Origin of the sequence: Sutterella parvirubra YIT 11816, assembly GCF_000250875.1 — a bacterium.
GTDB lineage: Bacteria > Pseudomonadota > Gammaproteobacteria > Burkholderiales > Burkholderiaceae_F > Sutterella > Sutterella parvirubra.
In genome coordinates, this window is record NZ_JH605014.1 from 17,934 (window position 1) to 25,906 (window position 7,973).

Here is a 7,973-nt window from a genome sequence, read left to right on the forward strand (position 1 = left end):
GATCTCGACCTCGATCACGCAGCCGGCGGGAAGCCCCTTCGGCAGAGTCGAGGCGTCCACGTTGAATTCGACGGGCGCGAATGGGTTGACCGACTGCCAGACGGTCGCCTTCCAGCCCTTCACCGCGCGGCAGATCCAGCGCTTCCTGGTGCGCTCAATGACGCGCACGAGGCGCGGCGTGTTCCCGTAGCGTACCTGGGGGCGAAGCTCCAGGACGTCGCCCGGCAGCACGAAGTCGTAGGTGATGTCTTCCAGGGGCCAACTCTTTTCCGAGTCGTCCTCACGCACGACGGTCATCATGTCGGCCGTGCGCGCCCCGCGGACGATCCCGCGGAAGCTCTGCACGGTGTCGGAGAGGAAGACGCGCGCCGCGTCGTCGTTTTTGAAGCCCTCCGCGCGCAGCTGCAGTTGGAGCGCGTTCGCCTCCCCCGCGCCGATGCCGAGCTCGTGCCGGAACCACATCTTCGCCTTGTTGTAGGGGAGGTCCGCGTCGAGCTTCTCGATGGCGGCCCGGGCGCGCCCGAGAAGCTCGGGCGTGAGGGTCACCTCTTCGGGCGCCGCGTTTTTCGTTGTCCTTTTCTTCTTCGCCATGATGGAAATTCCGTCGGCTTTTTCTCAAACTTTCCCGAGTGTACAACGGTATCCGGGAGGACCATCCGGGGGTGCCCGGCGGCGGAATGCTCAAAAAGGCGCCGTTTCAGAGCCCCGTCGAGCGCCCGGCAGAAAAATTTTTGCGAGACCCTTGACAGTCTCCGAAGCGCTCGGCATAATTCATCTCCTCAGTGCCCAGGTGGCGAAATTGGTAGACGCACCAGCTTCAGGTGCTGGCGGCCGCGAGGTCGTGAAGGTTCGAGTCCTTTCCTGGGCACCACGAATTCACTGAGAAAGCCCGTTGACGACAAGTCGGCGGGCTTTTTCGCATACCCAGCGACTTTTCTCCACCCGAGAGGAGAAACGTTCGAGGTTCGCGTATGCCCGCCCGAGAAAAAGCCCCCAAGGCACCTCAGCAGGCGCCTTTGGCCCCCCTCTTCCCCGACGACCTTTATCAGGATTTCGATCCGTATCTCTTCGTGGAAGAGCCCGTGGAGCCGAAAAGCTTCCGCAAGCTCCTCACGTCCGCACTGCTCTGGTGCGTGATGATCCCGCTCTTCATCATGCTGATCGTTCATCAGCAGACGATGAAGCGCACGGTCGAGCTCGCCGACCAACAACAGGTCGACCTCACGCGGATGTGGGCCGCCGCCATCGACAACGAACTGCGGAGTCTTCAGTCCGTCGCCGCCTCTCTGGCCTACACGGAACATCCGGCGGCGACGGGCGCCGTCGCCGCGAAGACGCTCCCCGCGCACGTCCTGGCGATCCGCGAAAAGCTTAAGGAAGACGCCCGCACCGGCGTTCGCACCGGGATGTCGATCACCGGGCGCCCCAATCTCTTCGTCACCGGATGCTCGGACGCCACCTGCGTCGAGCTCCAAATCGATCCGCGGAGCATCGGCGACAACCTCTGGAACCGCTTCTCGGAAGAGTCCGCCGTCGGACACGTGCTGGACGACAAGGGCGCGCTTCTCTTCACGTCGGACGCCTCGTTCGTGAAGAACTTCCCCGACACGAGCTTCCACGAGCACCTCAAGGAAGGGCTCAGCTTCTGGAGAGCGACCGTTACGCGCGAGAACCCGCAGGTTCAGGCTGCCGTCCCCATTGCGGGCACGAACCTCATCGCGGCGACGGAGTTTTCACTCACCGCCCGCAACATGGCGATGCAGGACTCGCTCGAAAGCTCGGGCTTTCTCATCCTCTTCGCGATTTTCGCGTCCTTCATCTCGGGGATTTTGACCAGCCGTCCCATCATCCAGAGCATCAACCTTTTGGGCGACGCCGTCGATGCGATGAAGAAGGGCGTCCCGATCAAGGTCTCCGAAACCATCGCGCAGTTCGGTCCGACGGAGCTCGTGCGCTTCGCGACGCGCTTCGAGGACATGGCTGACGAAAACAGAGACAAAAGCCAAAAACTTCAGGAACTCACCGAAGCGCTTGAGCAGCGCGTGAAGGAACGCACCGAGTCGCTCCAAAACCGAAACAAGGAACTCAGAGCGCTCCACCTCCTTTTGGCACCAATTGAAGGCTCGGTTCAAACCGAGGTCGACAAAGCCGTCGCGAACGTGCGGCAGATCTACGGGATCGACGACCTGCACTTCCTTCCGGCCGGGGAATCCGTCGACCCCGAATGCCGGTCCGTCCCGGTGTCGTTGGGCGACAAGACCTTCGGCCACCTGGTCACCGCCAAGACTGAACTTCGAGGCGAAGACGATCCGACCTGCGCCGCCGTCCGGCGCCTTGCGGGTTCGATCGCCATCGTGCTCGCCAACCGTGAGCTCCTCGTCTCGTTGCGCAAGGAGCAGGACACGCTGAAGGGTGCCTTCGGGAGCATGACCGAAGGCGTCGCCCTCGTATCGGACACCGACCAAATCGCCTATGCGAACCGGCACTTCCGCACGCTTCTCGGATTGACCCAATCCGACCCGATACTCTTTCACGACGTGATCAGCGAGCAGTTTGCGAGCGTCGTGCGGTTGGACGAAGCCGGCAAGCCTCATCCTGCGCCAACCGAGGACGCCTTCCTTCCAGAGCGCATCTATCGGGCCACCACCCGAGGCGACTCCCCGCAGACCTTCGAAATGCGGACCTTCGCGGTGCGTTCAGGCATCCTCCAGAAGGAAGGCATCGGCCTCGGCGTACTCGTTCGCGACGTGTCAGAAGAAATGGAGATGTCCCGCATGAAGGACCGGCTCGTCTCCATCGTCGCGCACGAACTCAAGACGCCGATCACGAGCCTTCGCCTTCAGGCCGAGACGCTCGCTTCCGGCATCGGACTCGAAGACAAGGACCGCGCCCAGATCCTCACCGAAATGTGCGAGGAGAGCATCCGCCTTCGAAAACTCATCGACGACTGGCTCGACCTCGCGCGCCTCGACGAAGGGAAGCTCCTCCTCGAGAAGAAGATCGTGCACATCGCGACGCCGATCGACAAAGCGGCGAAGCTCGTGAAGACGCGCTTTCCCATCATGGTGCGGCGCACGATCGACGCGGACGCCGAATGTTTCCGGTTCGACCCGGCACGCATCACGCAGGTCTTCATCAACCTCTTCTCGAATTCCGCCCGCTACACCAAGGAGGATGTGCCCGCCGAGGTGACGGTCGACGTGAGACGCGTCGGCGAAACCGTCGAGATCGCCGTCGAGGACAACGGCATCGGGATCGCGCCCTCGAAGCTCCCGCACATCTTCGAACGCTTCTACCAGGCCGACATGCGCGACCGGCGCCGCAAAGGGGGCACCGGTCTCGGGTTGGCGATCGTTCAGGCGATCGTGGAGGCACACGAAGGCACGATCCGGGTCGAAAGCCGTGAGGGCGAATTCACCCGCTTCGTGATCGCGCTCCCGTATTGAATCAGAGGTACTCGAGCGCATCTTCTCGCATGTCCCGAAGGACGTAGCCGTGGCTCGAATAGGCGGAGATGATCCCGCCTTCGAGTCCGGCCTCTTCGAACTTCCGCCGCAGCTTCGTGAAGGCGACGCGCAGGTACTGGACTTCCGAGGTCTTCCCCGCACCCCAAACCTTGTGGAGGAGCTCCTCATGGGAGAAGATCGCGCCGGGACGGCGCATCAGAATCTCAAGGAGTCCGAACTCCGTCGCGGTGAGGTGCACCTCGTGCCCGTTCGCGACGAACGTGCGGGCGTCGAGCCGAAGCGTGAGAGGCCCGTTTTCGATTTGGGTTTCGGGTTCATCCGGCTTCGCGGCCGCCTGACTGCGGCGCAGCACCGCACGGATTCGTGCGATGAGCTCCTCAATCGAGAAGGGCTTCGTCACGTAGTCGTCCGCACCCAAGTCGAAGCCGCGCAGCTTCGTCGTGCCGTCAGACTTCGCCGTAATGAAGATGATCGGAACGGCATCGATATCGCGGATCTTCGCCGCGCACTCCAACCCGTCCATACCCGGCATCATCACGTCCAAAAGAATCAGGTCGGGCCGGGGCGAGCTCTTCATGAAGATTTCGACGGCAAGCAGCCCGTCCGCAGCGCTCATCACGTCGAATCCGCTGCGTTCGAGGTTCGTCGCGATCAGTCGCCGGATCTTGGTCTCGTCGTCGACGACCATGATGAGGGGACGGTTGTTGTCGTTCACGTGCTTCTCCGTTTGGGCAGGCGGCACCCGGTGTCGGCATGCCGGTTCAAGGGCATCTTACAGCCCCGCGTAAAAAAGCGCCGCAAACCCGAAGGTTCGCGGCGAAGCGAGAAAAGCGGGACGCACCGGAGAGCTCAACGCGCGTCCCTGGACGACTCCTTAAATGTCGAGTTCGGCTTCGAGACGCGCACGGTCCGTCGCCCATTCGGGATGCTCGGAGAGCATCACCATGAGCTTGAGGCGGGCCTTGGCGGCGGAAATTTCACCGGCCATCGCGATCCCGGCGCGTCGGCTGTCGGTCACGGAACCGGGGTAGCCGTAGACGTCGAGGACGCGGCCGCCCGGCGTACGGGTCGTCAGCACGACCGCCACGCCCTTCTTCACGGCGTCTTCAACGCCCGGGACCATGGCGGGCGGGATGTTCCCGCGGCCGAACCCTTCGATCACGATCCCCTTGACGCCCTGCGAAACGGCGAAGTCGATGTATTCGCGGCCCGAGCCGGTCATCGCCTTGATGAGGTCGACGCGAGCGGTAAGGGCCTTCGGGTGATAGCGCTTCACGCCGAGAGAGGAGCGGCGCAGGATCACGCGGTCCAGATCAACGTAGCCGACCGGACCCCACCAGGGCGACATGAAGGTCGCGGGGTTGGCGGAATGGGTCTTCATCACTTCGCCCGGCGCATGGAGCGTTTCGTTCAGGCATACCAACACGCCCTGCCCGATCGTCTTTTCACTCGCCGCGGCCTTGACGGCGCAGTAGATGTTCATGGGACCGTCGGGGCTCGTGTCGCCCGCGCCGCGCATCGCGGCCGTCGTGACGACGGGCTTCTCGCTCACCTTGGTGATGTCGAGGAAGAAGGAGGTTTCTTCGAGCGTGTCGGTACCGTGCGTGACGACGAGGCCGGCCACGTCGTCGCGCGCCAGGAATTCTTCGATCTTCTCGTGCATCGCCCACATGTTCTGCGGGGTCATCGCCGGAGAGGCGATGTTCGAGAACTGATAGAACTCGAGCGGAGCGATTTCACCGATTCCGGGAACGGCCGCCGCGAGGTCTTCGCCCGTGCACGCCGGAACGAGCCCCTGGCTCGCTTCATCGTACTTCATGGCGATCGTGCCGCCGGTCGCGAAAATGATGATCTTCTTGTCAATCATGGCAAAGCTCCTTTTGATTCTTCACGGGGCGGCTCAGTCTTCAGCCGCCCAAGGGTTGCGGTAGTTCTGTCGCAGGACCTCTTCCGCCTTGGGAAGAAGCCCCTCGCCGGCCATCACGTCGACGGCCTCATAAAGCATGTCGGCAAAGCACCCGGCGTCCGCCGTCGAAAGGACGGGAAGCACGGTCCGAAGCTGCTCGGCCTTCGGGATGAACAAACTCATGCAGGCGGTCGTACCGGGAATCTGCCCGACGCCGCCCATCACGCGGTGGATGTCGTCGCTCATGAAGGTGATCCCGCCGAGGTCTTCACTCGCGAAGCGGTGCACCTCGGCAGCAATGCGGACCTTCTCCGCAGACGTGCGGGCGGCTTTGAGCTCCTCACCCAGCGCCACGAGCTTCTCGCCCATCGTTTCCGTCAGACGGCGCATGGCATCGGGGTTGCGCTGCAGGAGTTCCTCTCGGTAGACCGCAGGGTAGCCGAGGCGCTTCGCCGCGCGCATGTACGCCTCGGCGACGACGGGGTTGTCGTCCGTCGGATAGGCGCGGATGAGGAAGGTCGGTACGTCGATGATGGGCGAAATGGGACCCGCACACACCTTCCCCTCAATCAAGAAGGTCGGCACGTCGCGAAGCCCGAATCGGGCCATCGCTCCGGTCTTGCCGTAAAGGTCGACATTGCCTTCGACGTCTTCGTTGGGACCGAGCCCGCCGACCGTCGCGTTGACGAGCGCCATCATCGAAACGTCCAGGCCGTGGATCCTGAAGGAAGCGCAGGCGCCCAACCCGCAGTTTCCTTCAACGCCTTCATCGAAGATCTCCACTTCGTCGGGATTCGCCGCCTTGAGACTCCGGATCGCCGCGTTGGCGATCGCGGTTTGGAGCGCAACCGGCGCCTCCATGGCACCCTGTCCGAGGATGCGGCCGAAAGCCCGCACGGCGAGAGCCTGCGTGCAGATCGCCTGTTCGCCGACGACGGCCTGTGCCAAACGGGCTTCGTACGGGGTCACGCCGCGGCGCGCGGTCGCGGTGGCGACGCCGCCCGAAGCGGTTTCGACCGTGAAGCTGCCTTCCATGCCGACTTCGGCGCGCACGGACGTGATCGTGAGGTCGACGCCGGTCAGACGCTGCCAGAGCGTCAGCACGGCCGCCAAGCCGCCGGAGTCATCCTGGATGAAGCCGAGATGGCTGTTGGCGTGCCCGCATCCCGCATGGCCGACGATCCCCAAACGGGCCTTCGTCGGCATTTGGATGCCGTTGCTGCGCTTCGCGGAGGGTTGCATGTCTTCGTCCTTTTCGCTTTGGTCTGGTCGCCTCACTGAGGCTTGGGTAAGCCGTCAGCGGCTTGCCCAAGCCCGGTCGGGAGGAGCTCCGACCGGAGAGGGTTCGCGGCGTGGCGGCAACCAAGCAGCCGCCGCGCCGCGTGGTCAACGTATTAACCGAACATCATCAGAAGGATGGTGATGACGAGAGCGGTCGCCGAACCGGCAAGAATCGAGGGACGCTGGAAGGCGTTGGCGGCCTTCAGTTCGGAACCCGGGATCACCGGAATGACGGTCGCAAGAGCCGCAACCGGCCCCCCCGTCAGGAAGTACTGGATGAGGGCGGCGCCCGAAGCCGCGGCGAAGGCCGAAGCGAAGGGATCACCACCGGCCGCCAGCACGATCTGGAGGAACGGCACGAGGACGGCCACGCTGGCCGCGTAGGACTGGGTCATGAAGGCGGTGCAGAACGCGACGCCGAACATCACCAGCACGGGCGAGGTCGTCATGATCGGGGCGACGATTTCGGACATCGTCTGAACCATGCCGATTTCCTTGATGACGGTCGACATGAAGAGGAAGCCGATCGTGGCCACGAGCGGGGTCGCGATGAGCGAGACGCCCTTCATCATGTCGGCTTCGGCTTCACGGGGCGCACGGTGCGCGAGGAACATCGTGAGCATCGCGGAGAAAAGGCCGACGAGGAAGATCGGCAGACCAGCCACGAAACCGACGAAGAGAACGACGAACGGCAGGAACGCCTTGAAGGAGGTCGTCGTGTATTCGCGGTTTTCGATTTCAGCCATGATCGCGTCGTGCTGGGCCTTGTCGATCTTGACGCCGCGGCGCTTCATGTCGAGCGTGATGCGGATGCCCGAAACGACGAAGATCGAAAGGGCGGCGATCAGGCCGAGAACGTTGAAGAGGCCGTAGCCGATGCCCGCCGTCGCGAGAATCGCGACCTGGGTCGGGTGCGTGAAGCCCGCGAGGTTGCCGATGTGGCCCGCATGGGCGATGATGCCGGCGGTCTTGTTCGGATCGACGCCGAGACGAACCGCGGCGGGACCGGTAATGACGGCCGTCACCACAGGCTGCGTGAAGCCGGTCAGAGCACCGATCACGCCGGCGGCCACGCCACCCGCGCCGGCCACGCCGACACCACCGCCCATCTTGTCACCGATGCGAACGATGTCGCGAATGATGACGTCGAGGAAGCCCGTCGCCTGCATGATGCCGATGAAGAGCAGGATGCCCGTCATGTCGGCGATCACGGGATTGAGGCCCGAAATAATCATCTTTGTGATGGTCATGCCTTCGGCGCCCGCCAACGGGAACCCGGCCACAAGCGCGGAAATCGCCGCGCCCGTAATGGCGGTCAG

6 protein-coding genes and 1 tRNA gene are annotated in these 7,973 nt (G+C 63.5%); 2 read left to right on the forward strand and 5 right to left on the reverse strand.

The window, feature by feature from the left end; translation table 11 throughout:
* Positions 1-591: hypothetical protein (locus HMPREF9440_RS11580; protein ID WP_008543743.1), on the reverse strand; the 591-nt coding region annotated here is incomplete at its 3' end.
* Positions 592-784: 193 nt separating this feature from the next.
* Between HMPREF9440_RS11580 and HMPREF9440_RS09580 the strand changes: the two genes are divergently transcribed.
* Together HMPREF9440_RS09580 and HMPREF9440_RS09585 are read left to right on the forward strand one after the other, a co-directional pair.
* Positions 785-871: transfer RNA gene (locus HMPREF9440_RS09580), tRNA-Leu, on the forward strand.
* A gap of 145 nt (positions 872-1,016) precedes the next feature.
* Positions 1,017-3,446, forward strand: a complete 2,430-nt coding sequence (locus HMPREF9440_RS09585) for a sensor histidine kinase (protein ID WP_040765577.1) — start codon at positions 1,017-1,019, stop codon at positions 3,444-3,446.
* A 1-nt stretch (position 3,447) separates the two neighbouring features.
* On the opposite strand, the gene HMPREF9440_RS09590 is transcribed toward HMPREF9440_RS09585, so the two are convergent.
* The 4 genes from HMPREF9440_RS09590 to HMPREF9440_RS09605 form a co-directional block, all read right to left on the reverse strand.
* Positions 3,448-4,182 carry a response regulator transcription factor gene (locus HMPREF9440_RS09590; RefSeq protein ID WP_245523610.1) on the reverse strand — a complete coding sequence of 245 codons (735 nt, stop codon included), beginning with the start codon at positions 4,180-4,182 and terminating at the stop codon, positions 3,448-3,450.
* Positions 4,183-4,341: 159 nt separating this feature from the next.
* Positions 4,342-5,334 (reverse strand): asparaginase, encoded by a 993-nt coding sequence (locus HMPREF9440_RS09595; RefSeq protein ID WP_008543753.1) that lies wholly within the window; start codon positions 5,332-5,334, stop codon positions 4,342-4,344.
* Positions 5,335-5,367: 33 nt separating this feature from the next.
* Entirely contained in the window at positions 5,368-6,615 is a 1,248-nt protein-coding gene (locus tag HMPREF9440_RS09600) for a hypothetical protein (RefSeq protein WP_008543754.1), read from the reverse strand.
* 152 nt (positions 6,616-6,767) lie between these two features.
* The coding region (locus tag HMPREF9440_RS09605) for a hypothetical protein (protein ID WP_040765585.1) at positions 6,768-7,973 on the reverse strand (1,206 nt) is incomplete at its 5' end.

Coding starts and splice junctions, on each gene's coding strand:
- HMPREF9440_RS09595 (WP_008543753.1), bottom strand. CDS start 5,334: ATGATTGACAAGAAGATCATCATTTTCGCGACCGGCGGCACGATCGCC.
- HMPREF9440_RS09600 (WP_008543754.1), bottom strand. CDS start 6,615: ATGCAACCCTCCGCGAAGCGCAGCAACGGCATCCAAATGCCGACGAAG.